Source organism: Polaromonas sp. P1_G2 (assembly GCF_056405515.1).
The window spans coordinates 1-452 of record NZ_JBFUBY010001145.1 but is presented as its reverse complement, the minus strand read 5'-3'; the positions used below and the strand labels follow the sequence as shown (position 1 = coordinate 452).

1 protein-coding gene is annotated in these 452 nt (G+C 65.0%); it reads right to left on the bottom strand.

Annotated features, from left to right (window positions below; genetic code table 11):
• Nucleotides 1-452, bottom strand: a 452-nt coding sequence (locus AC1D0P_RS29475; protein WP_477679973.1) for an outer membrane beta-barrel protein, incomplete at both ends; no start/stop codon positions are given.

Genomic DNA, 452 nt, shown 5'->3' with positions numbered 1-452 from the left:
GGCTAGACGTCGGCGTGCCGGGCTGGGTGGTCTTTTCCCAGGCGATGTCGGCGTTGAGATCCAGTGAGCGGGACAGGCCCCAGGTCAGGCCGACGCCGAGGTCGTAGACTTTCTGGTTGGCCTGGGCGGCGGCGGAATAGTCGCGGATGGTGAAGGCGGTGCTGACATGGCCCTTCAGCGTGTCGATAATGTCCTGGGTGATCAGCGCGTTGGCGGTATAGGCGATGTCGCCGCTGGCGCCGGCCGTGGTCGATGGTTCGATCAGGGTCGTCAGGCCGAAATTGACGTCGGTGCCGCGCTCTGGCGACCAGGTCGCGTTGCCGTTCAGGGTGGCGGCGGAGATTGATTTCAGCCGGGAATCGTCGAACTGCGCCAAGGCATAGCCGCCCGCCAGTTCGCCGCGCAGCTTGTCGCCGAAATCGGTTTCGACGCCGCTGCGCAATTCGTAGACC